The 24,748-nt window shown below is 69.0% G+C and carries 22 protein-coding genes; 6 read left to right on the top strand and 16 right to left on the bottom strand.

What is annotated here, in order from left to right; genetic code table 11:
• Positions 1 to 167: 167 nt before the first annotated feature.
• From AB0I69_RS11400 to AB0I69_RS11390, 3 genes are read left to right on the top strand one after another with little or no spacing between them, the layout of a single operon-like run.
• Positions 168 to 1,298, top strand: a complete 1,131-nt coding sequence (locus AB0I69_RS11400; protein WP_363095360.1) for an ABC transporter ATP-binding protein — start codon at positions 168 to 170, stop codon at positions 1,296 to 1,298.
• Positions 1,295 to 2,005, top strand: a complete 711-nt coding sequence (locus tag AB0I69_RS11395) for an ABC transporter permease subunit (protein WP_328677350.1) — start codon at positions 1,295 to 1,297, stop codon at positions 2,003 to 2,005. Before AB0I69_RS11400 ends, AB0I69_RS11395 begins: the two co-directional genes overlap by 4 nt.
• Entirely contained in the window at positions 2,002 to 2,670 is a 669-nt protein-coding gene (locus AB0I69_RS11390; RefSeq protein ID WP_363095359.1) for an ABC transporter permease, read from the top strand. The genes AB0I69_RS11395 and AB0I69_RS11390 overlap by 4 nt, the downstream gene beginning before the upstream one ends.
• A 79-nt stretch (positions 2,671 to 2,749) precedes the next feature.
• Here the strand turns inward: AB0I69_RS11390 and AB0I69_RS11385 are convergent, their stop codons facing one another.
• From AB0I69_RS11385 to AB0I69_RS11370, 4 genes are read right to left on the bottom strand one after another with little or no spacing between them, the layout of a single operon-like run.
• Entirely contained in the window at positions 2,750 to 3,346 is a 597-nt protein-coding gene (locus AB0I69_RS11385) for an ATP/GTP-binding protein (RefSeq protein WP_363095358.1), read from the bottom strand.
• Positions 3,333 to 3,788: a DUF742 domain-containing protein gene (locus AB0I69_RS11380; protein WP_363095357.1), complete on the bottom strand. Its 456-nt coding sequence runs from the start codon at positions 3,786 to 3,788 to the stop codon at positions 3,333 to 3,335. Before AB0I69_RS11380 ends, AB0I69_RS11385 begins: the two co-directional genes overlap by 14 nt.
• A 36-nt stretch (positions 3,789 to 3,824) precedes the next feature.
• Positions 3,825 to 4,301: a roadblock/LC7 domain-containing protein gene (locus AB0I69_RS11375; RefSeq protein ID WP_363095356.1), complete on the bottom strand. Its 477-nt coding sequence runs from the start codon at positions 4,299 to 4,301 to the stop codon at positions 3,825 to 3,827.
• Positions 4,298 to 6,778 carry a sensor histidine kinase gene (locus tag AB0I69_RS11370; RefSeq protein WP_363095355.1) on the bottom strand — a complete coding sequence of 827 codons (2,481 nt, stop codon included), beginning with the start codon at positions 6,776 to 6,778 and terminating at the stop codon, positions 4,298 to 4,300. Before AB0I69_RS11370 ends, AB0I69_RS11375 begins: the two co-directional genes overlap by 4 nt.
• 364 nt (positions 6,779 to 7,142) lie before the next feature.
• Here AB0I69_RS11370 and AB0I69_RS11365 point away from each other — a divergent pair, with 364 nt between their 5' ends.
• Entirely contained in the window at positions 7,143 to 8,105 is a 963-nt protein-coding gene (locus AB0I69_RS11365; protein ID WP_363095354.1) for an ABC transporter substrate-binding protein, read from the top strand.
• A 57-nt stretch (positions 8,106 to 8,162) separates the two neighbouring features.
• Here the strand turns inward: AB0I69_RS11365 and AB0I69_RS11360 are convergent, their stop codons facing one another.
• From AB0I69_RS11360 to AB0I69_RS11335, 6 genes are all read right to left on the bottom strand, one after another.
• Entirely contained in the window at positions 8,163 to 9,560 is a 1,398-nt protein-coding gene (locus AB0I69_RS11360; protein ID WP_363095353.1) for a glycoside hydrolase family 43 protein, read from the bottom strand.
• A 138-nt stretch (positions 9,561 to 9,698) separates the two neighbouring features.
• Positions 9,699 to 10,649 carry an ROK family protein gene (locus tag AB0I69_RS11355; RefSeq protein ID WP_363095352.1) on the bottom strand — a complete coding sequence of 317 codons (951 nt, stop codon included), beginning with the start codon at positions 10,647 to 10,649 and terminating at the stop codon, positions 9,699 to 9,701.
• Positions 10,646 to 12,298, bottom strand: coding sequence for an ABC transporter ATP-binding protein (locus AB0I69_RS11350; protein WP_363095351.1), 1,653 nt, complete (start codon positions 12,296 to 12,298; stop codon positions 10,646 to 10,648). Before AB0I69_RS11350 ends, AB0I69_RS11355 begins: the two co-directional genes overlap by 4 nt.
• Positions 12,295 to 13,143, bottom strand: a complete 849-nt coding sequence (locus AB0I69_RS11345; protein ID WP_363095579.1) for an ABC transporter permease — start codon at positions 13,141 to 13,143, stop codon at positions 12,295 to 12,297. The genes AB0I69_RS11350 and AB0I69_RS11345 overlap by 4 nt, the downstream gene beginning before the upstream one ends.
• 26 nt (positions 13,144 to 13,169) lie before the next feature.
• Positions 13,170 to 14,129 carry an ABC transporter permease gene (locus AB0I69_RS11340; protein WP_363095350.1) on the bottom strand — a complete coding sequence of 320 codons (960 nt, stop codon included), beginning with the start codon at positions 14,127 to 14,129 and terminating at the stop codon, positions 13,170 to 13,172.
• Positions 14,130 to 14,132: 3 nt separating this feature from the next.
• Complete coding sequence (locus AB0I69_RS11335) at positions 14,133 to 15,890, bottom strand: peptide ABC transporter substrate-binding protein (protein WP_363095349.1); 1,758 nt, start codon at positions 15,888 to 15,890, stop codon at positions 14,133 to 14,135.
• A 180-nt stretch (positions 15,891 to 16,070) separates the two neighbouring features.
• Between AB0I69_RS11335 and AB0I69_RS11330 the strand changes: the two genes are divergently transcribed.
• Together AB0I69_RS11330 and AB0I69_RS11325 are read left to right on the top strand one after the other, a co-directional pair.
• The gene (locus tag AB0I69_RS11330) at positions 16,071 to 17,270 is read left to right on the top strand and encodes an ROK family protein (RefSeq protein WP_363095348.1); all 1,200 of its coding nucleotides are present in this window, start codon (positions 16,071 to 16,073) and stop codon (positions 17,268 to 17,270) included.
• 76 nt (positions 17,271 to 17,346) lie between these two features.
• Complete coding sequence (locus AB0I69_RS11325; RefSeq protein ID WP_363095347.1) at positions 17,347 to 18,855, top strand: M81 family metallopeptidase; 1,509 nt, start codon at positions 17,347 to 17,349, stop codon at positions 18,853 to 18,855.
• On the opposite strand, the gene AB0I69_RS11320 is transcribed toward AB0I69_RS11325, so the two are convergent.
• From AB0I69_RS11320 to AB0I69_RS11295, 6 genes are all read right to left on the bottom strand, one after another.
• Positions 18,836 to 19,453, bottom strand: coding sequence for an ATP/GTP-binding protein (locus AB0I69_RS11320; RefSeq protein WP_019062797.1), 618 nt, complete (start codon positions 19,451 to 19,453; stop codon positions 18,836 to 18,838). The two genes, AB0I69_RS11325 and AB0I69_RS11320, sit on opposite strands and share 20 nt — an antisense overlap.
• Positions 19,440 to 19,799, bottom strand: coding sequence for a DUF742 domain-containing protein (locus AB0I69_RS11315; protein ID WP_363095346.1), 360 nt, complete (start codon positions 19,797 to 19,799; stop codon positions 19,440 to 19,442). Before AB0I69_RS11315 ends, AB0I69_RS11320 begins: the two co-directional genes overlap by 14 nt.
• Before the next feature lies 1 nt (position 19,800).
• Entirely contained in the window at positions 19,801 to 20,232 is a 432-nt protein-coding gene (locus tag AB0I69_RS11310) for a roadblock/LC7 domain-containing protein (RefSeq protein WP_019071426.1), read from the bottom strand.
• A gap of 11 nt (positions 20,233 to 20,243) precedes the next feature.
• On the bottom strand, positions 20,244 to 22,634 hold the full coding sequence (locus tag AB0I69_RS11305) for a nitrate- and nitrite sensing domain-containing protein (RefSeq protein ID WP_363095345.1): 2,391 nt from the start codon (positions 22,632 to 22,634) through the stop codon (positions 20,244 to 20,246).
• Between the two features lie 39 nt (positions 22,635 to 22,673).
• Positions 22,674 to 23,687, bottom strand: coding sequence for a substrate-binding domain-containing protein (locus tag AB0I69_RS11300; protein ID WP_363095344.1), 1,014 nt, complete (start codon positions 23,685 to 23,687; stop codon positions 22,674 to 22,676).
• Between the two features lie 237 nt (positions 23,688 to 23,924).
• Positions 23,925 to 24,728 carry an SAM-dependent methyltransferase gene (locus AB0I69_RS11295; RefSeq protein WP_363095343.1) on the bottom strand — a complete coding sequence of 268 codons (804 nt, stop codon included), beginning with the start codon at positions 24,726 to 24,728 and terminating at the stop codon, positions 23,925 to 23,927.
• Between the last annotated feature and the right edge of the window lie 20 nt (positions 24,729 to 24,748).

The raw sequence follows: 24,748 nt of genomic DNA, 5'->3' as shown, positions 1-24,748 counted from the left end.
GGAAGGGCACAGTCAATCCGCGTCGAACCCCCAGGAAGCGGCACCCAAAACCCCTCAGGTGCCCGCCAAGTTCCCGCAACACAAGCCGTCTAGACTCTCCCCTCAACGGCCTGAGACAGCGGCCAGGAACGGGCAGTTTCTGCCACATCCGAAGGGTATTCGGCGCTTTGATACGGATAGATTCAGTCACCAAGCGGTACCCGGACGGCACGGTGGCGGTCGACCAACTGTCCTTGGACATACCGGACCGCTCGATCACCGTCCTCGTCGGCCCTTCGGGCTGCGGCAAGACCACGACGCTGCGCATGATCAACCGGATGATCGACCCCAGCGAGGGGACGATCCTCCTCGACGGCGCGGACATCACCAAGCAGCCGGTCAACACCCTGCGGCGGTCGATGGGTTACGTCATCCAGAACGCCGGACTCTTCCAGCACCGCACGATCGTCGACAACATCGCGACCGTCCCCCGCATGCTCGGCTGGGGCAAGGAGAAGGCCAGGGCGCGGGCCACCGAACTCATGGAGCGGGTGGGGCTCGACGCCTCCCTCGCCAAGCGGTACCCGTACCAGCTCTCCGGCGGCCAGCAGCAGCGCGTCGGCGTCGCCCGAGCCCTCGCCGCCGACCCACCCGTCCTCCTCATGGACGAGCCCTTCTCCGCCGTCGACCCCGTGGTCCGCAAGGGTCTCCAGGACGAACTCCTGCGTCTCCAGGAGGAGTTGGGCAAGACCATCGTCTTCGTCACCCATGACATCGACGAGGCCATCAAGCTCGGCACGATGGTCGCGGTCCTGCGCACCGGTGGCAAGCTCGCCCAATTCGCCCCGCCCGCCGAGCTGTTGTCCGACCCGGCCGATGCCTTCGTCGAGGACTTCCTCGGCACCGACCGGGGCATCCGCCGCCTCTCCTTCTTCTCCTCCGCGGGCCTCGACCTCAAGACCTCCCCGATCATCGCCGTCGACTCCACCGCCGAGCAGATCGCCGAACGCACCACCCCCGACGTGCCATACCTCCTCGTCACCGACCTGGACGGCAGGCCGCTCGGCTGGAGCGAGCCCGACGCACTCACCGCCGGGGCCGTCGACACCGCCCGACTCCTGTCGTACGGCCGCCCCTTCGCGGCCGGCAAGGACTCGCTGCGCGCCGCGCTCGACGGGTCCGTGCTGTCGCCCACCGGCTGGGCGGTCGGCGTGGACGGCACCGGCCGGGTCGTCGGCGTCGTATCGCAGCAGGCCGTGGGCGAGGCGATCCGGAGTGCGCACGCGGCGGGTCGCAGCGGCGCGAAGGTCGCCGGATGAACGACTGGTTCCGCATCCCCAGCGACCTCCAGAACAGCTACTTCGGCCTGATCGGCCTGCACCTGCGCGAGGCCGTCATCCCGGTCCTCGTCGGCCTGGTGGTCGCGCTGCCCATCGCCCAACTCTGCGTGCGGCTGCGCTGGTTGTACCCGCCGGTGCTCTGGGTGACGACCGTGCTCTACGCGATTCCCTCGCTGGCCTTCTTCGTCGTCCTCATCGACTACACCGGCCAGACCGAGACCACCGTGATGATCCCGCTCGGCGTCTACAGCCTCGTGGTGTTCGTCCCGGCGATCGTGGACGGCGTCCGCTCGGTGCCCCAGGAGACCCTGGACGCGGCCACCGCGATGGGCCTCGGGCCCGTACGCCGGTACCTCCAGGTGCAGTTGCCGATCGCCGTGCCCGCGATCATCGCCGGCCTGCGAGTGGCGACCGTGTCCAGCATCTCCCTCGTCAGCGTCGGCATGCTCATCGGCAACCAGGGCGCCCTGGGCAACCTGCTCAACGACGGTCAGATCTACCACCAACCACGCCTGATCTGGCTCTCCGTGATCACCACGGCCGTCCTCGCCATCGTCGTGGACGCCGTCCTGGTCGGCGTACGCCTGCTCCTCACGCCCTGGATGCCGCGCGGTACCCGCAAGGCCCGCCCCGCCGAGGACCGGCCGGAACCGGCCGAACTCGCACTGGAGGACGCAGCCCGGTGAACGTACTCCACTACATCAACCTGTTCTTCAGCGACAGCACCCACTGGCACGGCTACGACGGCATCCCCACCCGGCTGCGCGAGCACCTCCAGTACTCGCTGATCGCGCTCGCCATCGCCGCCGCCATCGGCCTCCCCGTCGGCCTGCTGACGGGCCACACCGGACGCGGCGGCAACACCCTCTCGCTCATCGCCACCGCCGCCCGCGCCCTGCCCAGCTTCGGTCTGCTGGTGCTGATGTTCGTGCTGATCGGCTTCGGCCTGGTCCCGGTGATGATCCCGCTGGTCGTCCTCGCCGTACCGCCGATCCTGGTCACCACGTACGAGGCGATGCGCTCCGTCGACCCGTCCCCGGTCGACGCGGCCCGCGGCATGGGCATGAACGAGGCGAACATCCTGTTCCAGGTGGAACTCCCGGTCGCCCTCCCGCTGATCCTCAGCGGCCTGCGCTCGGCAGCCATCCAGATCGTCTCCACGGCCACCATCGCGGCCTACGTCAGCCTCGGCGGCCTCGGCCGCTACATCATCGACGGCCTCTACCAGAAGAACTACGAGAAGGTCGTCGGCGGCGCCACCCTGGTCGCCGGGATGGCCCTGGTGACGCTGGGAGTCTTCTGGGGCATCGCGCGGCTGACGGTGTCGCCAGGGGTTCGTAGGAGCAACTGAGAACCCCTGCGAACCCTTGTGAACAAAGGGAGTTGGGGAGGGCCCAGGGCGGCCCTCCCCAACTCCTTTTCCGTTGCCGTCAGTTCTCGGTGCGCGCCAGCGCCAGCTCCAGTACGACCAGCAACGCGTCCCGTACCGAGCCGCGTTCGCGCGCGTCGAAGGCGATGACCGGGACGCGCTCGTTGACGTCCAGCGCCCAGCGGACCTCGTCGAGGGAGTGCTCGATCCTGCCGTCGAAGGCGTTCAGGGCGACCGCGAACGGGATCTGCTTGTGCTCGAAGTAGTCGACGGCCGCGTAGCAGTCGTCGAGCCGGCGGGTGTCGACGATGACGAGACCGCCGACCGCGCCCTCCACGATGTCGTCCCACATGAAGCCGAACCGGTCCTGCCCGGGCGTACCGAACAGATACAGCTTCAGGGTCGGGTCGATGGTGATGCAGCCGAAGTCCATCGCCACCGTGGTCGTGGTCTTGCGCGGGGTGTGGGACAGGTCGTCCACGCCCGCCGCGACCTCGGTGATGGCGGCCTCGGTGGTGAGCGGCTCGATCTCGGAGATCGCGCCCACGGTGGTGGTCTTGCCCACGCCGAAGCCGCCCGCGACGACCATCTTCACCGGCAGCGGCGGGCGTACCACGGTCTGCGCCGCACCGCGGGCGACCGGTTCAGTCGGTGTCACGGAGTACTCCCCGGGAGTTGGGGATGGCGCGGAGGCCATCGATGACCCTTCGCAGGACCGTTGCGTCATGGGTGATGTCGGAGTTGGGCACGTGCACCGTCAACTGCCCTGCGGCGCGCAGGTCTTCGGCGAGGACCCGCACCACGTTCAGGTGCAGCCGCAGCCGGGCCGCGATCTCCGCGAGGGACTGCGGCTGCCGGCAGGCGGCGACGATGTCGTGCTGCTCGAAGGAGAGCCGGTCGAGCACGTCGAGCCCGGCGGCGGTGGCCACCACCTGGGTCTCGACGGGGATCGGCCGCCCGGAGGCAGCAGCTCCCGCGCCCGCCACCCGGCCGGCGGTGACCAGGAACGGCCGTACGGCGGAGGGCGGGCGTACCGGATCGCGACCCGGGGGTGTGGCCCCGTCCGCGCCGGCACCGCTGGGAGTGCGGCCGTCGGGCATGTGTGGCTGTTCCTCTCTCGACCGGTCGGGGACCGGTCACCGAGCCGAAGCGGCGCCGACGCTGTTCTTCAGCTGGAGCACCAGCTGGGGGTTGAGCGCGGAACCGGCACGGTTGGCGAACAGCGTCATCTCGTAGGCGATGTTGCCGAGCTTGGCCTCCTTGTCGGTGACGACGCCGAGGACGGCGCCGCTGCCGATCGCGGAGACGAGGACGTGGCCGCCCTCCAGGTCGATGATGACCTTGTTCAGGCCGCCGAGACCGTAGTTGCCCGAAGCTCCGGCGGCCAGGCTGGTGATGCCGGAGACGATGGCCCCGAGGCGTTCGGAGTGGGCGTGCTCACGCAGTTCGGCCACGGCGATCAGCAGACCGTCGGAGGACACCGCGATGGCGTCGACGACACCCGCGGTCTCCGTCGCGAAACGGTTGAGCAGCCAGTTGAAATCGGCCGCGGCTGCCTGCAGTTCGGCCGGCGTGGTGCCCCCCGTGGGAGTGTCACCTGTCGACGTACTCACTGCTCCGCTCCTTTCGGGAGGTGGTTCTGGTCGTGCGGGTTGTCCCCGTCCGGGATGCGCAGGCCAGCGAGTGTGTCGCTGTCCCGATGCGCTTGCTCCACGGCGGCCTCGAACTCTTCGAGGGCCGAGCGGACGGCGTCCGCGTCGGCGGGCCGGGGGGCCTGCCGGGCGGCTTGCTGGGCGGCGGCGTCGGCGCCCGTACGTAGGGTGGCACCCCGGACCCGGCGCCGTAGCGGCCGGGAGCCTCCGGGGCCGTCGTCGAGGGCGGAGTCGCCCGGCGGCGGGGTCGGCGGTGCCGCGGCGGTCGTGGCCGTCTCGTACCGGGAGACCCTGCGGGGGAGCGGGGTGGGCTCCTCATCGGCGCGCACGTGCTCAGGTGTGATCGGCTCGGGCCTGCTCAGGGTGATCGACGGCCGTGGACCGGAGTCCGAGGTGGCCCAGGAAGGGGCCGGACGGGCTTGGTCCTGGGCCGAGTTGACGGCCCCCGCCCCCGCGGCGGCGGACGTGAGCGCCTTGTCCGACCCTGCGTGTTCTCCCGCCGAACTGCCGGAGGCCAGCGCGCTCATACGCAGCAGCAGCGTCGCCGGGATCGTGATCTCGGACGTCACACCGCCGCCCGGTGTGCGGGCCAGCGTGACGTCGATGTCCCAGCGGCGGGCGAGCGTACCGACCACGAACAGGCCCAGCACCTTCGTCGGCACCAGGTCGAGTCGCTCGCGGCGGATCAGCCGGGCGTTCTCCTCGGCGATGCGGTCGGCGCTCATCCCGAGACCGTGGTCGGCGACCACGATCAGCGCGTCGTCGCCGTCGGTCCGTACGACCACCTCGACGGGGCTGCCCGCGGGCGAGAACGAGACCGCGTTCTCCAGGAGTTCGGCCACCATCAGCGTGAGGTCGCCGATGATGTCGGGCTCCACCATGACCTCGGTGTCGGCGCGCAGACTCACCCGCTGGAAGCCCTCGATCTGGCCCAGCGCGGCCCGTACGACGTTGGTGAGCTCGGTGGGCCCGCCGTCCATCACCGTCTCGCGGATGCCGGCGAGCAGCATCAGACTGTCCGCGTTGCGGCGCAGGCGTACGGCGATGTGGTCGATGGAGTAGAGGCGCTCCAGGAGCGCCGGGTCCGTCTCGCCGCGCTCCACCGCGTCGATCAGGGCGAGTTGACGGGTCGTCAGGTTGCTGACGCGGCGGCCGACGTTGCCGAACATCTCGGCGACGTTGCGCCGGCTGACCACCTGGCGGGCCAGCAGTGCGGCGGCCGTGGTCTGCACGTGGTTGAAGGCCTCGGCGAGGTCACCGATCTCGTCCTTCGCGGTGACCGGCATGTCGCGCAGCAGCGGCGGCCCGTCGTCCTCGGCGTCGTCGTCGGCCACGCGGGCGAGTTCCCGGCCCGCGACCTCGGCGACCTGCTTCGCGGCACCGGTCAGGGCCTGCACCGGGCGGACCACCGAGCGGCGCACGATCACCACGAAGACGAGCCACAGCGCGAAGCCGATCAGCGCGAGGTTCAGCAGCAGTCCGGCGCGCCAGGACGCGGAGCTGGAGGCGCTGTCGGCGCGGGTGGCGATCTGGCCGATGAGCGAGGTGGTGATCTTCAACCGGCTCGCGGCCTGCTGCGGGTAGAAGGGGTAGTCGCTCATGGCGTCCGCGAAGGCCTTGCGGACGGCGCCGGGCGTCTCGGCCTGCAGCCCGCTGGGGTCGATCTGCAACTCGGCGTAGGACTCGGCGATCAGCCGCTGCGCCGGGGTGTGCTCGATGCCGGAGAGCTGGTCGGCCTGGTCCGCGGTGGCGAACCGGGCGAACCTGGCCGCCTGGTAGGTGTAGAGGTCGTAGGAGCCGACCGCGTTGTTGAACTCGATGAGCGCGTTGCTGTCACCGGTCGTCGCCGAGAACACGCTGGTCTCGAACGAGCTGTGGGCCGCATCGGCCCGCAGCACGGAGTCCAGCAGGTTGCCGGTGAAGGTGGTGGCGAGGTTCGCGTTGTGTTCGAGGTCGAGCCCGTCGATCAGGCCGTCGGAGGCGCTGGTGTACGCCGGGTCGATGTTGTCGGCGGGCAGATAGCTCTGCTCGACGGTGTCGCGCAGGGTCTCCAGGCCGTTGATCTCCTTCAGGGCCTGGGCCTCGCTGTCCGGCAGCCGGTCGCCGAAGGTGTCGCGCACCTTCTCGACCTGCTTGTCCACGGCCACCTGGGCCGTCCGGTAGGCGCTCTGCGAGGGGGTGCCGCCGTCGTTCGTGGCCTCGAAGCGGACGGAGAGCAGGATGGCCTCCTGGTGCTCCGCCTCCACGAGGTTCACCAGCTTGGCGACCTGCCCGCTGTCACGGACCAGCCGGGCCGCGTCGCTCGCGTCCGTCGACTGCCCGATCTCATCGGTGATGAGATACGCCAGCAGCACCGCGACCACCGCGAGGGGAACGCCGACGAGCAGATTGAGCTTGCGCCTGAAGGGCCAACGGTCTGCGAAGCCCCGTATGGACACCAGGCCTCCTTCGTGGGGTGTCGTCACGTGACGCGTAGCGACGCGCGTGACTGTTTTTGATCGAAGCGGCCCCCGCACACCGCTGTGACCGACGCCAACTCCGGGGAGACTACCGCCTCATTGAACGATCAAGTGCGTCGCCCTACGTCAAGAATCAATTACAAAGCGCCTGTGTTCGTGACCGGTCTGTTTACGTTGCCTTCACAACTGGGCACCCATTGAGGCCAATCGGTGACCAGACTTCTCTTGACTGACCAAGAACCGGCTGGATTGGATCAGCGGAGTGCGGCGTTCACGCCCCGCGCGTGGTCGCCACAGCCATGCCTGCACGCCTGTGCCAACATCCAAACCCGGAACGGGAATTGTGACTTCTAAAGCGAAGAACAGCTGGTCCAGTACTAGGTACCCCGGCGCGGCCGCCATCGCGCTCGCCGCGACGGCTGCGCTTGTCACGGGATGTGGTTCGTCCTCCGACAGCAAGTCCGACAACCCGCTCTCGGGCGGCAAGGCCAGTGGTGACACGGTCGTCGTCGGCTCCAACAACTTCGCCGAGAGCATCCTGATCGCCGACATCTACGGCGAGGCCCTCAAGGCCAAGGGCGTCAAGGTCACTTACAAGCCGAACATCGGCAGCCGCGAGACCACCTACGGCCTGCTCAAGAACGGCTCCATCACGGTGCTGCCCGAGTACAACGGCGCCCTGCTGGCCTACCTCGACCCGAAGGCCACCCCGGCGACCCTCGCCGCGACCACGGCCGCGATCAACGCCAAGCTGGACACCAAGCTGACGCTGCTGGACCCCGCGGCGGCGGAGGACAAGGACACGGTCACGCTCAACGCGGAGACCGCGAAGAAGTACAGCCTCACGTCCGACTCCAGCATTGCGGACCTCAAGTCCATCGCCAAGGACCTGGTCATCGGTGCCTCGCCGGAGTTCCAGACCCGGCAGCAGGGCCTGGTGGGCCTGAAGTCCGTCTACGGCCTGGAGTTCAAGTCCTTCAAGGCGCTGGACGCGGGCGGCCCGCTGACCGCGGCGGCGCTGAAGAAGAACACCGTGCAGGCGGCGGACCTCTTCAGCACGGACCCGACCATCGTCAAGGAGAAGCACGTCACGCTCCAGGACCCGAAGAGGCTCTTCGGCTTCGAGAACGTGCAGCCCCTCGTCTACAAGAGCGGCCTCTCCGCGGCCGGCGTCGCCGCCCTCAACGCGGTCTCCGCGAAGCTCGACACGGCGACCCTGCTGGACCTCGACACCAAGGTCCAGTCCCAGAACAAGGACCCGCTGGACGTGGCGAAGGCCTGGCTGAAGACGGCCGGCCTGGACTAGGACTTCTCTCCGGCCGACGCGGGTGCCTCCGTTCTCCGGGAGGCACCCGCGTCGTGCTCAGTACCCGACGTAGAACGTCGCGTCCTGCTGATCCGTGGCCGTCGAGATCGGGTCGATGCGCAGGACGAAGTCGGAGTGCCGGATGTAGCGCGTCGGGTTGTTGTACGACCGGAAGGACGTCCAGGAGGAGTCGGCGAGCCCTGCGGTCCGGTAGAACGTGGCGTCTCCGGCGAACGTCGACGTGCCGTCGTTCACGTCGAGTTGGAGCGCGTAGTTGTAGTGCCGCAGATACCGGGTCGGGTAGTTGACCGACTGGAAGGACACCCCGGTCGAGTCCGCGAGGCCCGGCACCAGGGTCCACTGGGAGTCGGTGTACGGGTCGAAGGCGTACTCGTCTATCCGCCCGACGAAGTTGGAGTGGCGGACGTAACGGGCCGGGTAGTTGTAGGACTTGAGCCGGTTCCAGGCGGGCGTGCCCCACTTGGCGATCAGGTTGTTGTACTCGGCCGTGGTGATCGGCTGGATGCCGCAGTGCTTGGAGTTGAGCGGCTGCGTGTAGAGCTTCTGGTCCACGGCCGTCCAGGTGCCCGCGGCGAGGCTGCTGGTCTGCCAGGCGTAGAAGACGCCGTTGGGGTCCCAGGTGTCGCCCCAGAGGTACCAAGTCGAGCTGGACGCAAGGGATTTGACCAAGGTCGGGGCCTCGGTGCCGTTGTGCGAGACCGCCGTGCTGAACTCCGTGAAGCTGCCCGGGTCCAGTGACGTGGACTTCGCGCCGACCAGTGTCGAACTCTTCTTGAAGTAGAGGTAGTTGACGCCGTTCACGCCTACGGCGAGATCACCGTCGATGACGTCGTAACCGGGATCGAAGAACACCTGCGGATCCCCGGCGGTCACGAAGTCGCTGGTGTAGTTGACCATGATGACGTTGTGGCCGCTGTCGTTGACGGCCGAGTAGATCACGCCGTACTGACCCCGCCCCGCGTCCCAGAAGGACTCCGGCGCCCAGGCGTGGGTGTCCAGGCTGTGCACCTTCATCCGCCGGTAGCCGGTGAAGGTGCGCAGGTCGGCGGAGTCCCAGACGTGGATGTACTGGCTGACGTACGACCAGTCGGTGCCGTTGAGGTCGGTCGCGAGGACCACGAACGTGCCGTCCTGCTTGCGCAGGATGAACGGGTCGCGCAGGCCGAGGGAGCCCGCCGTGGGGGTGGCGACGGGGGCGTTCTGGTTGAGCGGGGTCCACTGCAGACCGTCGGGGCTGACGGCCAGGTGCAGGCCGTAGTTGGCGCCCAGGAAGGTCGGCGACTCGGTGAAGTAGCACATGACATAAGCCGAGTTGGTGGCCGCCTGGGCGCTGCCGGCGCCGAGGGTGAGGGCACCGGTGGCCGCGAGGGGGACGGTCGCGGCCATGCCGAGGAAGAGGCGGCGGGACGGGTGGGGGAGAGGGGGGACGGCCATGTGTTCTCCAGGGGATACGAGCGGCCCATTGATTCATATCGTTCGACATCCCGAACAGGGTTCGGTAAGTCGATCAGAAGGTAGAGATGGGGCGCGTGCGCGTCAATCACACAGTCGTGCTTGGCCGGTTCTCGTCCTTCACCTGGGCGTCTGCTGAGGGCCTCCTGTGTGGATCAGGAGTTCCGTCCGCGCCCGGGCCGCCGCCCCGACCGCCACCGCGTCACCGCCCAGCCGCGTCGGCAGCACCCGCACCGGGTGACCGCTGACCGGCGGCTCCAACGCCAGGGTCCCCCGGACGGCCGACTCGATCAGCGCCCACGACCGGCTGACACCTCCGCCGATCACACACGTCGTGACATCCAGCATCCCCGCCGTGATCAGCAGCGCACGGGCGATGCCGCGGCCCGCGGCCTCGTACACGGCGAGCGCGTCCGGGTCGCCCAGGTGGGCCGCCTCGGCGACCTCGCGGGCGGTGCGCCCACGCCCCGTCCGCTCCCCGTACCGCGCCGCGATCGACCGCCCCGAGGCGAGGGTCTCCAGATGCCCCCGACCGCCGCACGTACACGGCAGTTCGCCGAACCCGGGCACATGCCCGATCTCGCCCGCCGCCCCGCGCGGCCCCTCGTACAGGGCGCCATTCAGCCACAGCGCCCCGCCCACCCCCGTGCCGAGCGTCATCCCGAGCACGTTCTCCGCACCCGCGACCGCACCCTTCGCGACCTCCCCGCGCAGAAACGCGTTGACGTCGTTGTCGAGGAACGCCGGTACGCCCAGGGCCTGTTCGACGGCAGCGGTCACCTCGAACCCGGCCCAGTCGCGAAAGGAGTCGCTCGCCACGAGGATCCGCCCGGCCCGCGCGTCCACGAGCCCGGCCGCACCGACCCCGACCCCGAGCAACCGGGCGGGCGTACGGTCCAGCAGCAGCCGTAGCGCGGAGAGTGCGGCGGCGAGCATCGCCGCCCCGCCCTCACTCGCCGGGGTCGGCACCTCCGTCCGGTCCAGGACGTCGAGTTCGGCCGTGCACAGCACGACCTGGGTGGTCGTCCCGCCGATGTCGACGCCGACGATCACCTGGGGAGAGTCCCTCACGCGCCGGCCTCCGTCCCCAACGCCACCCGGCGCTCTCTCCGTTCACGCTGAAGCACCGGATCAGGGACCGGTACGGCGGCGATGAGCCGACGCGTGTACTCGGTCTCCGGATGCAGCAACGTGCTCATGGTCGGCCCCTGTTCCTCGACGCGTCCGCTCCGCATCACGACGACGCGCCCCGCGAACTGCTGCACCACGGCAAGGTCGTGCGACACGAAAAGACACGCGAACCCGAGCTCCGCCTGCAACTCGGCGATCACCTCCAACACGGTCTGCTGCACACTCACGTCCAGCGCGCTCGTCGGCTCGTCCGCGACCAGCAGCCGCGGTTCGAGGACCAGCGCCCGCGCCAGACTCACCCGCTGCCGCTGCCCACCGGACAACTCGCGAGGCCCACGCCGCGCCAACTCCCGCGGCAGCCGCACCAGTTCGAGCACCTCGGCAACCCGCTCCCGCCGCTCGGCAACCCCCATCCCACGCCGATGCACCCGCAACGGCTCGGCCACGCACTCCGCGACACTCATCCGCGCGTCCAGCGAGGCCACCGGATCCTGCAACACCACACCGACCCCGGCCAACAGGGCCCGTCGCGCCCGCCCCCGCGCCTTACGCAGATCGGCCCCGAAGAGTGAGACGCCTCCCGACTCCGGCGCGACCAACCCCAGCGCGACCCGAGCCGCCGTCGACTTCCCCGACCCGGACTCACCGACGAGCCCCACGGTCTCACCGGCCCGCACGGTCAGCGACACGTCCTCCAGCGCCCGTACGGCACGAGGCCCACGCCCGAACTGCACGGAGACATCCCGCAGTTCGACCACGGAAGCCCCCTCGGCCTCCTTGCCCACGACACTCCCACTCCCGGTCACGGCCAGCCGAGGCACAGCAGCCAACAGCCGCCGCGTGTACTCATGAGTCGGCCGCAACAGCACTTCCTCCACCGCCCCCGTTTCCACGACCTCCCCCTCCAGCATCACGGCGACCCGGTCGGCGAAGTCGGCGACGACCCCCATGTTGTGCGTGACCAGCAGTACCCCGGTCCCGGAGTCGACGGCCAACGCCCGTAGCAGATCGAGGATTTCGGCCTGCACGGTGACATCGAGCGCGGTGGTCGGCTCGTCCGCGACGAGCAGCCCGGGCGAGTTGGCGATGGCCATGGCGATGACAACCCGCTGCCGCTGCCCACCGGACAACTGGAACGGAAAGGCGGAAGCCCGCCGCTCAGGCTCGGGAATCCCGACCCGGCGCAGCAACCCAACTGCCTCGGCAGCAGCCTCCTGCCGCGACACATCCCGATGATTCCGCACAACTTCCGCTATCTGCTTGCCGATTCGGGTCAGCGGATCAAGGGCGGTGGCCGGCTCCTGGAACACCATCGAAGCCGTACGCCCCCGCAGCCGCGCGAGTTCGGCCTCACCGGCCCCCACGACATCCGTACCGCCGACCGAAACGCCCCCGGAGGCACGGGCGTTGCCGGGCAACAACCCGAGCGCGGCAAGGGCCACGGTCGATTTCCCGGACCCGGACTCACCGACGAGGGCAAGAGTCTCCCCCGCTGCCACCCGCAGGGACACCCCACGCACGGCGGGCACATCACCGCTCTCGGTGGAGAAGGTGACGCCCAGATTCTCTATCTCCAGGATGCTGTTCATCCCCGTCCCTTCACGTCGAAGGCGTCACGAAGCCCGTCGCCCACCGCGTTGAACGCGCAGACGACGAGGATGATCGCGAGGCCCGGTGGCACGATCAGCCACCAGCGTCCCGAGTACGCGGCCGTCAGCCCGGCCGAGAGCATGCCGCCCCAGTCGGTCGACGGCGGCTGAACTCCCAGCCCCAGATAGGACACATAGGCGACGAGCAGAATCGCGTCGGCGACCTGGAAGGTGGCCGCGACGACGATCGTCGACACCGAGTTGGGCAGGATGTGCCGGGTGATGGCCCGGCTGTGCGAACCGCCGATGGCGCGCAGGGTCAGCACATAGTCACGGCTCTTCAAGGTCAACGTCTCCGCCCGCACCAACCGCGACGGCACGAGCCAGGACACCAGCCCCAGAATCACGATCAGCCCAGGCACACCGGGCGTGGTGATGGCAGACACGACAAGCAGGATGAACAGCGCCGGGATGGCGATCCCCGCGTCCACGACCCGCATCATCACGGCATCGAGCCAGCCGCCCGCATACCCGGCGACAGCCCCCCACAAGGTCCCGATCACGGTGGCAAGCACCCCAGCGGCAAGCCCGACGAGCAACGACACCTTCCCGCCGTACATGAGCCGCCCCAGCTCGTCATGCCCGACAGCATCGGTACCAAGCCAATGCGCCCCGCTGGGATGGAGATTCACCTGAGTGAGGTCGGTATGGATCTGATCGGTGGAGTAAAGGAGCGGCCCCACAAAGCAGAACAGAAAAAAGAGGACAATGACTACGAGACCGGCCACGGCAAGCTTGTTGCGCGCGAAGCGCGCATTTAGGGGCGCGGGGAACTGCGCGACCAGCCCCCACCGGCGTGCACTCTGAACACTCACGCGCGGCCCCCTTTGACCCGAGGATCAACAACCCTCTGAACGACATCCGCAAGCAACGTCCCCACCACAGTCGCGACGGAAATGACGAGCACGCACCCGAGGAGCACCGGGTAATCCGAAGACTGAGCCGCACTCCAGAACAGCAGCCCCATCCCGGGGTAGTTGAACAGCTGCTCAACAACCAACGCCCCACCGAACAGCACCGGCACGTAATACCCCAACATCGCGATCACCGGCGTAAGCGAGTTCCGGAAAACGTGCTTGAAGAGAATCGCCCGCTGCCGAGAACCCCCCGCCCGAGCCGTCCGCACGTAGTCCTCGGACAGGTTCTCCAACGTCGCAGCCCGCATATACCGACTGAACACGGCGACCATGGAAGCCGCCCCCGTTACCACCGGCAGCACCAACGCCACAGGATCCGCGAACACTTGACCCACCGTGTCCCCCTGCGGCGCCTGCGAGGGAAACCACCGCAGCATCTGCGTGAAGACCAGCACCAGCACAAGTCCCAGGAAGTACACGGGAGTCGAGTACGCGACGAAGCTCAACGTGGTGATGACATAGTCGGCCGGCTTGTTCCGCCGCACGGCCTGCCACATGCCCAACGGAATGGCGAGCACCAGCCCGAGAACCGCGGACAACACGGTCAACACCAGTGTCTTCGGCAGCCGTTGCTCGATGAGCTGGGACACTGCCTCGTTCAGGGTGTACGACGTGCCGAGGTCACCGTGCAGCAACTGCCGCAGGTAGTACAGGTATTGGACGGGCAGCGGCCGGTCGAGCCCCTGGTCGTGGTTGAACAGCGTGATCTGCTGGGGCGTGGCCTGCGGGCCGAGGATCCCGCGCGCGGGCCCCCCGGGCAGCGCGTGCAGCAGGCCGAACACCACGACCGTCACGATGAGGATCACGACCAGCGCCTGGGCGATGCGCCGGGTGAGGTACAGGAGGGTGTCCATGCCTCAGCTGGTCCACTTCCACTGTGCCGGGTGGAAGTTGGCGAGCGGGTCCTGCGAGAAGCCGCCGAGGCCGTTCTTGATCACGGAGATCTGGTAGTCCGGCTCGGGCAGCCAGATCACCGGCAGATCCTTGGCGAGGGCCGCGCTGTAGTCCTGGATGGCCTGGGTCGAACTCGACGTCGTGGACGCGGAGATGAGCTTGTCGACCTCGGCGTTGGAGTAGTTGCCGAAGTTCGCGCCGCCCTTGGACTGGAACAGGGAGTCGCCGGTCGGGAAGGCAGGGAAGTACCAACTGCCCGCCGTACCGAAGAAGGACAGCTGCCACTTGCAGATCGACTGCGAGGCCGTGCACTGCGGGGTCTGCGACAGAACGGAGTTGACCGGCGCGGTCTTGATGGAGAACTTGATCCCGGTCTTCGCCAGCGAGGACTGGATCGCGCTCATCATGTTGTCCGTCACCGTCGAACCGGACTGCGAGAGCACCTGCATCTGGAACTTCGTCCCCTTGGCGACCCCCTCACCGCACTGCGAGGCGCCACTACCGGGGCTGGTGCAGGTCATGACCCCGCCCTGTTCACTCCAACCGTGGCTGCTGAGCAGGGACTTGGCGGCCGAGGCCGAGAACGGGTACGGGTTGCTCTTCTGCGTGGCCGACAGGAACGACGAACTCTGCGCCTGCGGAATCGGCCCGTATCCGGGCACCGCCGTACCGTTGAAGATGACCTTCGCCAACGCGCTCTGGTCGATGGACTTCTGCACGGCCTGCCGGGCGTACAGCTGCTTGAACACGGCACCCATGGCAGGGTTGTTGAAGTTGTACGGCATGTAGGTGATCGCCCAGCCCGACCACGGCTTCACCGTGTAGCCCTGTGCGGTGAAGCTCGCCTTCTGGTCGAGGTCGGTCGCCTCGATGTAGCCGTAGTCGACGCTCCCGGACCGCAGCGCGTTCTTCTCGGCGTCCGCTGTCGTGAAGGGGAGGAGGTTCACGGTGGGGATGGCGGGCTTCTCGCCGCCGTCGTACTTCGAGTTGGCGCTCAGGACGACCTTGCCGGCCGTGGAGAAGGACTTCACGGTGTACGGGCCGCTGACCGTCTTCCACAGGGCGTTCGTGGCGTAACCGCTGATGTTCTTCGCCGCGTTGTTGAGGTACGTCCAGTCCTTCTTGGCGTCCCCGGTCTTGTCCCAGGCGTGCTGGGGGAGCGGGTTGATCAGGCTCAACTCGTTGGCCAGCATCCACTGCGGGTTGTAGGCCTTGTCGAAGGTGATCGTGAAGTGACTGGCGTCCACGGTCTTGAAAGAAGTCCAGTTGTCCGGTGCCTTGCCCGGGTTGTAGCCCGCCCACTGCGCCTTGTTCGCCTTGATGACGTCGAACCAGAACTTCACGTCGGCGGAGGTGATCGGCTTCCCGTCGCTCCAGTGCCGGTCGCCGAGGGTGATCGTGACGCTCTTGTTGTCGGCCGCGAAGGCGGCGGCGGTCGCCACCGAGCCCTTCTTGTTCCAGCCCATGCTGCCGGTCGAGCCGTCGTAGGCGATGAGCGGCTCCCACAGCGAGCTCGCGATGGCGACGTTGTTGCTGTTGAGGTGGGCCGCGGTGCCGATCGGCAGGATCCAGTTCGGGGTGAAGTTCGCGGGGAGCGCGTAGTTGATCGAGTCGTGGGACCCGGACGACGACGTACCGCTCGACCCGGAACAGCCCGCGAGCAGCAGCGAGGCCGTGGTCAGGGAGGCACCTGCGAGGAGTCTCTGGCGAACAGGGGACATGGTTCTCCTCGGAAAAAGAGGGGCGGAGGCGGGAGTGAGGACAGTCAACGACCCCTGGTGTCGAAGAAACAGTCGTGCCGCTGTAAAAAGCCTGTTTCTGCTGTTCTGAAAAAAGCCGGGAGCCCGTTCGGGTGGCTTACGCTCGTCGCCTCGATCGCCGATCCGGAAGTAACTTCCTCTATGCCTGAAAAAAGTGCGCACCGCCGCAAGGGCACCTCGGGCGTCTCCTCACTGGCCGAGCACGTCCTCGAACTCCTCGCCTCCGGGCAGGCCGCCACCCGCACCGAACTCGCCGAACTGCTCGGCGCCGCGCCCTCGACGATCTCCCTCGCCGTGGGCCAGCTGGTGTCCCTGGGACTGGTCGCCGAGCACGGCACCCGCTCCTCCACCGGCGGCCGGCCGCGCAAGGTGCTGCGGCTGGGCGGCAGCGACGGATTCGCGGTGGCGGCCGAGCTCGGCGGCAAGCACGCGCACGTGGGCGTCGTGCTGCCCGGCGGCGGCCTCACCGACGTGTCGACCGTGCCCTTCCCGACGGCCGAGGGCCCGGAGGCCGCGCTGCCCGGACTGGCCGACACGCTCCAGGGTCTCGCCGAGCGACGCGGGCTTGAACTGCTGCGCGGGGTCGGCCTCTCACTGCCGGGCCCGGTCGACGTCGCGAACGGCGTCGTCACCCTCCCGTCCCGCATGCCCGGCTGGAACCGCTTCCCCGTCCGGGCCTGGCTGGAGGACCGGTTCGGTGTCCCGGCGGCCATCGAGAACGACGCCAACTGCATGGCCGTCGGCGAACACACCGTGCAGCCCGCAGGACGACGTCAGTCGATCATGGTCAAGACGGGCACGGCGATCGGCGCCGGCGTCATCGCCGACGGCCGCCTCTACCGCGGCGGCACCGGCGCCGCCGGCGAGATCACCCACGTCCGGGTCGAGGCCGCCCACGACATCCCCTGCTCCTGCGGCAACACCGGCTGCCTGGAGACCGTCGCCTCCGGTGCCGCCCTGGTACGCATCCTGCGCGAGCGCGGCCTCGACGTGACGTCCACCGAGGACGTCGTACGCCTGGCCACCGACGCCCACCCCGAGGCAACCCGAGCGGTCCGCCAGGCCGGCCGCTACCTCGGCCAGGTCCTCGCCGCCAACGTCAACTTCTTCAACCCCGACGCCGTCTATCTGGGCGGCATCCTCTCCACCCTGGAACCCTTCGTAGCGGCAGTCCGCAGCCAGCTGTACGAGGGCTGCCACCCCCTGGTCACCGAGCACCTGGCGATCGAGCGCGCGAGCCTGGGCGCGGACGCGGGTCTGGTGGGCGCAGGCCAGTTCGCGCTACAGAGGGCATTGGCGCAAGCACTCCAGACGGTCACTGACAAACCGGCGACGCGATGAGCTGCTTTTAGGGGCGCGGGGAACTGCGCGACCAGCCCCCACGCACCCGCACTCGACCCACAACCTGGAGCCCCCATTGCCTTCTTCTCGTCCCGTCATCGCCATCGCAGGCCTGGGCATCGAATCCTCAACCTTCTCCCCGGCCCGCACAGAAGCCCCCGCCTTCCACCCCCAGCGCGCCGCCGACGTGTTGACCCGCTACCCCTTCCTCGCCCCCGGCACCCCGCTGAGGGAAGCCGCAGACTGGCGCGGAGCCCTTGTCGGCAAGGCACTCCCCGGCGGCACGGTAACGGCAGCCGCATACGCCGACCTGACCGACGAACTCATCGCACGTCTAAGCCAGTTGGGCCCCATAGACGGCCTCTGGTACGACATCCACGGCGCGATGACAGTAGAGGGCATGGACGACGCCGAAGCCCTCCTACTGACCCGCATCCGGGAAACCGTCGGCCCGAACACCCTCGTGTCGACCTCCATGGACCTGCACGGCAACGTCTCCCGCGAACTCGTCCACCAGAGCGACCTGATCACCTGCTACCGCATGGCCCCGCACGAGGACGCCATGGACACAAAAGAGCGCGCCGCCCGCAACCTCGTAGACCTCCTACAGAGCCGCGCCCCCCGCCCGGTCAAGGCCTGGATCCCGGTCCCGGTACTGCTGGCAGGCGAACAGACCTCCACCCGCATCGAACCAGCGAAGAGCGTGTACGCGGCCGTAGAAGAGGTCGAGGCGAAAGCAGGAGTCACCGACGCGGCGATCTGGGTCGGCTACGCCTGGGCGGACGAGCCCCGCAACCGAGCCGCAGTCGTCGTCACGGGTCCGTCCGCCGCCCAAGTAACCACCGGCGCCGAGCAGTTGGCCCGCGGCTTCTGGGATGCAAGGCACGACTTCGAGTTCGTCGCCCCCACCGGCACCCTGGCCGACTGCCTCGACGAAGCTCTAACCTCCCCCGCCCGCCCGTACTTCATCAGCGACACCGGCGACAACCCGACCGCGGGCGGCGCGGGCGACGTCACCTGGGGACTCCAACAGGTTCTGGAACGCCCGGAGTTCAAGGACGACGACGGCCCGACGGTCATCTACGCGTCGCTCCCCGGACCGTCCGCCGTAGCCACAGCGGAGCGAGCCGGCGTCGGTGCCACCGTCACCGTCACGGCGGGCGCCGAGGTCGACGACCGGCACGCGGGCCCGCTCACCCTCACCGGTGTCGTGCACTCGGTGCGGCACGGCGACCGGGACGCGGAGACCGAGGTCGTCCTCAGAGTCGGCAGCGTGTACGTCGTCCTGACCCGGTTGCGGAAGCCGTACCACCACGAACACGACTTCACCGACCTGGAGCTGGACCCGCGCTCCGCCGCTCTCGTGCTCGTCAAGATCGGCTATCTCGAACCCGAACTCTTCGCCATGGCCGCCGACTGGAAGATGGCCCTCACCCCGGGCGGAGTCGACCAGGACCTCGGCAGGCTCGGGCATCACCGCATCCGGCGGCCCATGTTCCCCTTCGACCGGGACATGCCCGACCCGGACCTCACGGCCCGGGTCATCGCCTCGTCGGACGAGCCGCTCAGCGGGGCGGACGAGTGAGCTTGCCGCCCCCGCCGTCCTCGATGGCGGCGGCGATCAACTGGTCGAGCAGCGCGATCAGTACGTTCCGGCACGAGTCGCGCTCCCGCGCGTCGCACAGCAGCACCCGGACGTCCTCCGGGAGGGCCAGCGCCTCGCGCACCGCCTCCGCGGGATACGGGTGTTCGCCGTAGAAGCCGTTCACGCCCACCACGAAGGGGATGCCCCGGCGTTCGAAGAAGTCGACGGCGGCGAAACTGGACTTCGGGCGGCGGACGTCGATCAGGACCACCGCGCCGAGCGCGCCGAGCGCCAGGTCGTTCCACATGAACCAGAAGCGCTGCTGGCCCGGGGTGCCGAACAGGTACAGCACCAGGTCCTGGCCGATGGTGATCCGGCCGAAGTCCAGGGCCACGGTGGTGGCCCGCTTCTCCTCGATGCCGTCGAGGTCGTCGACGGCGAGGCCCGCCACGGTCAGCGGTTCCTCGGTGCGCAGCGGCGCGATCTCGCTCACCGAACCGACCATGGTGGTCTTGCCGACGCCGAAGCCCCCCGCGATCAGGATCTTGACCGTCTCGGGCGGCGCGGGTGCCGGGGCGATGGTGTCAGAGCCGGCCAAGGCCCTCCCTCACTTTCTGCAGCAGGTCCAGGTCCGGGCTGGTACGGGAGACCGGGTGCGGCGGCCGGGCCGTGATCAGACCCGCCTCCAGCAGGTCACAGAGCATGATCACTACCACGCTCACCGGAAGGTCGACAAGAGCGGCGACCTCCGCCACCGCCAGCGGCTCGGCGCACAGCCGCAGGATGCGCGACTGCTCCGGCTGCGGCCGGGGCGCCCGCGCGGGCACCGGTTCGACCGCGGTCACCGTGGTGATGAGGGTGAAATCGGCGCGGCTGGGCCGGGTTCTGCCACCGGTCAGCGTGAACGGCCTTACGAGCCGCCCCGCCGCGTCGCCACCGCTCACCTCACTCGCCGGAGCCGGCCGCGGGGCCGACGTTGGCCCGCGGCGCGGCGCTGAGATGCTCGCCTATCTTCTTCACCAGCATGTTCATCTGGTACGCCACGACCCCGACGTCCGCGCCCGGACCGGTCAGGACGACCAGATGGGCGCCGGGGCCCGCCGAGGTGAGGATCAGATAGCTGTTCGCCATCTCGATCAGCGCCTGGCGTACCGGACCGCCCCGGAAGTCCATGCTGACTCCCTTGCTGAGGCTCATCAGCCCGGACGCGGTGGCCGCGAGCCGCTCGGCGTCGTCGCGCAGGAACCCGGTGGACTTGCTGACGACCAGGCCGTCCTCGGACAGCACGACGGCCTGGTTCACCTCGGCCACCCGGTCCACGAGTCCGGTGAGCAACTGGTCGAGTTGGGTGTGCGTGGCGGGGACAGGACGTGTCATGGCGGAGTCCTTCATGAGCGATCGGCGGGCGGAGTCGAGGAGGCGGCTGCTTCCTCCCGGTCGTACTGCGGTTGCGCGTCCTCGTCACGCGCCTGGAACGTGCCACGCTGGAACCCGGCCAGCGAGGAGGCCGCACGCTCCGCGGTGAAGTCTTCCAGCTCCGTGTCCTCCTCGACCTGCCCGGCCTCCTCCCGCAACTCGCTGGCCAGACTGGTCTGCGGCACCCGCCGCGGCAACGGGGTGAGCCCGCCGAGATCGGCGGTGTCCGGTTCGGGCTCGGGCGAGCGGGCCGGGGGAATGCCGGGCAGGCTCTCGGCCACGGGACTCGGCACCCTGCCCGCCCGCTCGGCCAGGGCCGCGGCCTTCTTCGCCGCGAGGGCCCCGGTGCCGCCCGCGACATCGTCGGCATCCGAGGCGTCTACGGCCGGGGAGGCATCCGGCGCGGACTCGTCGGTCGGCTCGGGTACGACGATCTCGTGCGGGATCAGCACGATCGCGGTCGTGCCGCCGTACGGCGAGGAGCGCAGCGTCACCGCGATGCCGTGCCGGGTGGCGAGCCGGGCGATCACGAACATGCCGAGCCGGAGGTCGTCGGCGAGGGCGACCACGTCGAACTGCGGGGCCACCGCCAGCTGTTCGTTGAGCGAGGCGTAGTCCTCGTCCGACATGCCGAGCCCGCGGTCCTCGACCTCGACGGCGAGCCCCTTGGCGACCATCCCCGCCCGTACCCCGACCGGGCTGGGCGAGGGGGAGTACACGGTCGCGTTGTCGATCAGCTCGGCCAGCAGGTGGATCACGTCCGCGACCGCGGGCGGCGCCAGGCACACCTCCTCCTCGGTGTGCACCTCCACCCGCTGGTACTCGGCGACCTCGCCCACGGCACTGCGCAGGATGTCGATCAGCGCGACCGGCTCGGTCCAGCTGCGACGCGGCTGCTCACCGCTGATGACGACGAGGTTCTCCTCGTAGCGGCGCAACTGGCTTGCCGTGGAGTCCAGTTCGTACAGACCGCGCAGGACCTCGGGGTCGTCGTGCCGGCGCTCCAGCTGGTCGAGCTTGGTGAGCTGGAGGTTGACCAGGTTCTGGCTCTGCCGGGCGATGCCGAGGATGACCTTCTGGAACCCGCGCCGGGTGTCGGCGAGTTCGACCGCGGTGTGTACGGCCGTGCGCTGTGCGGTGTTGAACGCCTGGGCCACCTGGCCGAGTTCGTCGTCGCCGTAGTCCAGTGGCGGGGTCGCCGACTCGACGTCGATCTTCTCGCCCCGGTTCAGCCGGGCGACCACGTCGGGCAGTCGGTCCTCGGCCAGGCCCAGAGTGGCCATCTTCAGGCCGCGCAGGCGACGGGACAGGGAGCGGGTGATCCGCCAGGACATGCCGACGCACAGCAGCAGGGCGGCGAGTCCGCCCGCGCTCAGCGAGGCGGCCGTGACGAGCAGGCTGTGTGCCTTGTCGGAGCTGCGGTCGAGAAGTCCGGCCGTCTGCTGCCTGATCAACGCCGTGTACTCGTCGCCGACTTGGGTCAGTGCCGCGTTCCACTGCTTCTGCCCGTCGGGCAGGGCGATCCGGCCGGCCGAGCCGTTGTCCACGTCCGCCTTGCCCGCCGTACCGGCCGTGAGCACCGCGTCCTCCGTGGACTCCAGGGTGCTCCACTCGACGCTCTGCAGAATGTGCTCGATCCGCGTCTTGGCGGCACCCTGGAACCCGGTGGAGATCTGGTCCTGGACCAGCCAGCGCCGCGCGTGCACCAGCTCGGCGAACTGCTCCCACGACGCGTTGTCGAGCCGCCCGGAGTGCCAGGCCAGCGTCAGCTGCGCGTCCTCCTGGGAGACCAACTCCGCGCCGTGCTCCAGCGCGACGAGCGGCTCCGCCTGCGAGGTGAGGTCGCCGTCGTCGACCTGGGACAGTTGCTGGAACGCCTGGATCTGGTCGTCGATGATCGAGGTGTACTGGTCCAGCACCTGCTGGGCCGTGATGTCGGTGGGCTTGTCCACCTGGCTCCGGTAGTACTCCAGGCTGTCCACCGACGCGACGACCGAGTACATCCGGTCCCTGATCCGGGACGGCGCCTTCTTGATCGCGCCGGACTGGCGCACGAGTTGGGCCACCGCCTTGTCCGTCGCCGCGCGCTGGCTCTCCAACGCGGCCTGGGAGCCGTGCGGATTCGCCATCCACGCCGCCGACAGACTGCGCTCCTTCTGGAGCGCGAGCGCGGCCTCGGTGCCCATGGCGCCGGTCGACCTGCTCAACTCCGTCTGCGAGCGCAGCCGCAGGCCCTCCGTGAACATCTGGGTCGTCGTCACACCCCACATGGCGGCCAGCGTGACGCTGGGGACCAGGGCGAGCAGGATCAGGGAAAGACGTATGGAACCGACGCGGCGCCGGGCACCTGTCCGTGGAGACATCGTGGTCGTCCTCGCTACATCCTCGTACGAAGTGTCCGGTCAGCGCGTTCCGTTGGCCGCGAACTTCGCGACCGCGCCGACGTTCGTCTTCGTCACGAACGCCGGGCCGGTGAGCACGGGAGCCGCCCCGCCGCCACTGATGTTGCCGTTGGTCTTGTACAGCCACAACGAGTCCACGGCCAGATAGCCCTGCAGATACGGCTGTTGATCGACAGCGAACTGTATGTCGCCGCTCTGCACGGCCTTGACCAGGTCCTGGTTGAGGTCGAAGGTCGCGACCTTGGCCTTGCTGCCCGCCGCCTTCACGGACTTGACCGCGGCCAGCGCGAACTGGGCGCCCAGCATGACCACTTCGTCGATGCTGGGGTCCTGCTTCAGCCGGTCCGTGACCCCCGCGGACACGGCGTCCATGTCGGTGCCGTCCACATAGAGCATGTCGGTCGCGCCGGTGAACGTCTTCTTCACGCCCGCGCAGCGCGCCTCCAGGGCGACATTGCCCCGCTCGTGGATCACGCACAGGGCGTGCTTTGCCTTGAGGTCGTCCAGTTTCTGGCCGACGGCGCGGCCCGCGACGCTCTCGTCCTGCCCGAAGAACTCCAGGACGCCCTCCGACTGCCAGGAGTCGATACCGGAGTTGAGGCCGACCACGGGGATGTCCGAGGCCTTGGCCTGCGCGATCGGCGCCTTCATCGCGTCCGGTTTGGCGAGCGTCACCGCGATGCCGTCGACCCCGTCCCGGATCGAGTCCCGCACGAGCTCGGCCTGACCGGTGGCGTCGGGGTCGCTCGCGTACGTCAGGTCGACGTTGTCCTTGTCCGCGGCGGCCTCGGCACCCTTCTGCACCAACAGCCAGAAGGCGTCGCCCTTGCTCGCGTGGGTGACCAGCGCGATCTTGAGCCGCGCGCCGCCCGCGGCACCGGCCGCGTCCGTGCCGGACTTGCCGCCACCGGTTCCGGAGCAGCCGGAGAGCAGCAGACACACCGCGACGGCGACGGTCGGCGCGGTACCGCGTATGAGACGGAAGGGGGCGTGAGGTGAGGGGGGAGTGTTCATGGGGAGTGCGGCACCTCGCTGTGCGGCCGAGCTGGAGGACGGGGAGAGTGCGCCCGGTGCCGTATGCGGTGCGCCGACCGGGAGACTCCCGCTGGCTCGGAGCCAATCGTGTGTGACCGCTGGTAGTCAAGTGAGCAGCGACATGGAGTGAGTTGTTGCTGCCGCATTGTGATCATCTCGACGTCGTACGGAAGTTGAGGAAGTGGACGAGGAGGTTACGGGTGGACGGACGGGTGGTTACGGCTTGCGGGCCACCGCCCCGTACATCGCGATGTCCTCGTCCCTGATCGGTTCGGCGTCCGTCCCGTCCGGACGCCACTTGTGGACCTGGACGATACCCGGCCCGACGAGTTCGAGCCCCTCGAAGAACTCCTCGGCCTCCGGATACGTACGCAGTCGCATCGGCATCCCACGCGCCGCGTACTCACGGGCGACCCGGCCCACCTCGTCCGGCGCGAACTCCGCCGTACCGATCGACATCGCCAAGTAGCTGCCGGAGGGCAGGGGTTCGAGGAGCCGGCGCACGATGCCCACGGCGTCGTCCGCGTCCAGCACGAAGTGCACGATCGCGATCACGGTCAGCGCGACCGGCGCACCGAGGTCGAGCGTCTCGCGGAACTCCGGGGTGCGCAGAATGGCCGCCGGGTCCAGCATGTCCGCCTCGACGTACGCCGTCCGGCCCTGGGGCGTGCTGTCCAACAGGCCCTGGGAGAGGGCGAGAACGAGCGGGTCGTTGTCGACGTACACGACCCGCGAGTCCGGAGCCGCCGCCTGCGCGATCTCGTGGATGTTGGGCGAGGTCGGGATGCCCGTACCGACGTCGAGGAACTGCCGTATCCCCGCCTCTTGGGCCAGATACCGCACCGCGCGGTTCATGAAGTCACGGTTGGCCCGCATGTGCACGGGCATGGCCGGCCACTCCCGGATCATCGCGTCGCCGGCCTCCTGGTCCGCCGGGTAGTAGTCCGTGCCGCCCAGGATGTAGTCGTAGATCCGCGCGGAGTGCGCGGTCTCGGTGTCGATGCGGCTGTGCTCGGGCACGGTGCGGCTCCTGTGTTGGT

It is taken from the genome of Streptomyces sp. NPDC050508, from assembly GCF_040655155.1.
Lineage (GTDB): Bacteria > Actinomycetota > Actinomycetes > Streptomycetales > Streptomycetaceae > Streptomyces.
The sequence above is the reverse complement of the archived record's forward strand: the minus strand, read 5'-3'. Positions and strand labels throughout refer to the sequence as shown.

Coding starts and splice junctions, on each gene's coding strand:
- AB0I69_RS11305 (WP_363095345.1), bottom strand. CDS start 22,634: ATGTCTCCACGGACAGGTGCCCGGCGCCGCGTCGGTTCCATACGTCTT.
- AB0I69_RS11310 (WP_019071426.1), bottom strand. CDS start 20,232: ATGACACGTCCTGTCCCCGCCACGCACACCCAACTCGACCAGTTGCTC.
- AB0I69_RS11395 (WP_328677350.1), top strand. CDS start 1,295: ATGAACGACTGGTTCCGCATCCCCAGCGACCTCCAGAACAGCTACTTC.
- AB0I69_RS11340 (WP_363095350.1), bottom strand. CDS start 14,129: ATGGACACCCTCCTGTACCTCACCCGGCGCATCGCCCAGGCGCTGGTC.
- AB0I69_RS11360 (WP_363095353.1), bottom strand. CDS start 9,560: ATGGCCGTCCCCCCTCTCCCCCACCCGTCCCGCCGCCTCTTCCTCGGC.
- AB0I69_RS11335 (WP_363095349.1), bottom strand. CDS start 15,890: ATGTCCCCTGTTCGCCAGAGACTCCTCGCAGGTGCCTCCCTGACCACG.
- AB0I69_RS11300 (WP_363095344.1), bottom strand. CDS start 23,687: ATGAACACTCCCCCCTCACCTCACGCCCCCTTCCGTCTCATACGCGGT.
- AB0I69_RS11350 (WP_363095351.1), bottom strand. CDS start 12,298: ATGAACAGCATCCTGGAGATAGAGAATCTGGGCGTCACCTTCTCCACC.
- AB0I69_RS11330 (WP_363095348.1), top strand. CDS start 16,071: ATGCCTGAAAAAAGTGCGCACCGCCGCAAGGGCACCTCGGGCGTCTCC.
- AB0I69_RS11380 (WP_363095357.1), bottom strand. CDS start 3,788: ATGCCCGACGGCCGCACTCCCAGCGGTGCCGGCGCGGACGGGGCCACA.